The organism is Cobetia sp. MC34, assembly GCF_018340035.1.
Lineage (GTDB): Bacteria > Pseudomonadota > Gammaproteobacteria > Pseudomonadales > Halomonadaceae > Cobetia > Cobetia amphilecti.
Window position 1 is genome coordinate 1 of the sequence record NZ_JADPPY010000079.1, and the last position, 1968, is coordinate 1968.

The following is a 1968-nucleotide window of genomic DNA, read 5'->3' on the forward strand; positions in this document are numbered from 1 at the left end:
GTCGTTAGGGTTTCACCCATGGCGAGTGGTCCTCTTGAATCGTGTTCTGGCAGGAACATCCTGATTCTACAAGAGAAAACCACTCGCCATCTTCGTTTTCAGGTCGGTCTCATGAATAAGCCGGGATACAGGGTAATATTCCCCGCAGGTCGCGTTGCGCCGCTCGCGCGAATCTGGAACGCTGAAGGACTGACCTCACCCTGTCTCGCCAGCGGTCTTTTCTGTATCAGCACCGCTGGCGGCATTTTTCCACTACCCAAGAAGAACAGCACAAGGACACTCTCGATGAACATCCAACGCCATGACACCAAGCCGCGCATGAGCCGCGCCGTGATCCACAACAACACCATCTACCTGTGTGGCCAGGTCGCCGGTCCGGACCATCGCTTCGGGAATATCACGGACCAGGCCAACAGCATGCTCGCGCGTGTCGATGCGCTGCTGGAAGAAGTCGGCACCGACCGCGAGCACCTGCTCTCCGCCACCGTCTATCTCAAGACAATGGACGACTTCAAGACCTTCAACGACATCTGGGACACCTGGGTACCACAAGGCCACGCCCCCGCCCGTGCCTGCGTACAAGCCGCCATGGCCAGCCCGGAACTGCTGTGTGAAATTACCGTGGTCGCTGCCGTTAAGTAACTCGCAGTATGATTTTTCTAAGCCCGTCAGAGGTTTCTCTGGCGGGCTATCATATTCAGTCTTGGTTGTATAAATTGATACAATAAATCATGTCTTATTGTTTTGATTGGTTGTTTGTAAGTTGAAATCTATTGTTAGTGTATTTTGTAAGAATGCTTTTTTATTTAAGCATCGGACAAGCCGCATTTGTATTTTCTTAGTTTTATTTTATTTTTGGTTTAGTATCATCGTTGCTAGAATATTTTCAGTTTGATCCTGATAGGTATCTCGATCGTATAAAAAATTTATAGTAACAGGAAAGTAACTTTATATTGCCTTTTCTGCCCTTGCTGTTACTTTTTATTAACTTTATGGGATTGCTTTACACATTTCTGTTGAAAGAATTATCAAGGCCTATCTTAATATAGGTACTGAAGTAGGTTTTCTGTCCGCGCTGTTAACTTTCTCTCTCGGAGTTGATGCCTTTTTATCTTTTGGTACATGTGATCAGAGATATGTAAATCTTAAATTAATAGAATACTGCGTGTGGTTTATGCTTATATGGTTGGCATTAGATTATGCTAGGAGACTGTGATTAGGTTGTAGGAGTAAAGTTGTTTATATTCCTCCTTTGTTGATTTTGCAGTCATGCTGTTATATTTATGTATATAGATTTTTAGTTTTAATAAGTATTTTTTGGGCTCTTCGACGCCAGGTGTGGAATTAGTGCCCTGGAATGGTCCAGGATATGGGCCCCCGAACAGACTGGAGAATTGACATGGATGGTACTCAGGTCCTGACCCTTGGCTTGGGCTTGCAAGCGCCTTGGAAACTCAAGGACCAGCATCTGGATACCACGTCATCTCCGCATCGTCTCGAGCTTTACGTGGAAGCCGACCGGGGGAGCCTTTATGCCTGCCCGGAATGCGGCAAGGCATGCCCGGCGCATGACTTTGCCGACAAGTCCTGGCGACACCTGAACTTCTTCCAGCATCATTGCTATCTCCATGCCCGCGTTCCTCGCACCCGGTGTCCAGAGCACGGCGTCAAGCGAGTCGAGGTGCCCTGGGCTCGCCCTGATAGTGGCTTCACACTGTTGTTTGAACAGGCTGCCATGTCGTTGGTCAGGGAGATGCCTGTGCTCGCCGTCTCTCGGCAATTGGAAGTCACTGACAAGCGTTTGTGGCGCATCGTGCATCATTACGTAGGCCGTATGCTGGGAGACCTGGATCTTTCTCAGGTTGCCAATGTCGGGGTAGACGAAACGGCATCACGTCGAGGGCAACGTTACGTCACCGTATTTCTCGATATGCAACGCCAACAAGAGCCGGTGATCTTTGCTGTCCA

The 1968-nt window shown here is 48.6% G+C and carries 2 protein-coding genes; both read left to right on the forward strand.

What is annotated here, in order from left to right; all coding sequences use genetic code 11:
- Positions 1 to 285: 285 nt before the first annotated feature.
- The gene (locus IZU87_RS17180; protein WP_043331456.1) at positions 286 to 642 is read left to right on the forward strand and encodes a RidA family protein; all 357 of its coding nucleotides are present in this window, start codon (positions 286 to 288) and stop codon (positions 640 to 642) included.
- Positions 643 to 1399: 757 nt separating this feature from the next.
- On the forward strand, positions 1400 to 1968 hold a 569-nt coding region (locus tag IZU87_RS17185; protein ID WP_213115354.1), incomplete at its 3' end, for a helix-turn-helix domain-containing protein.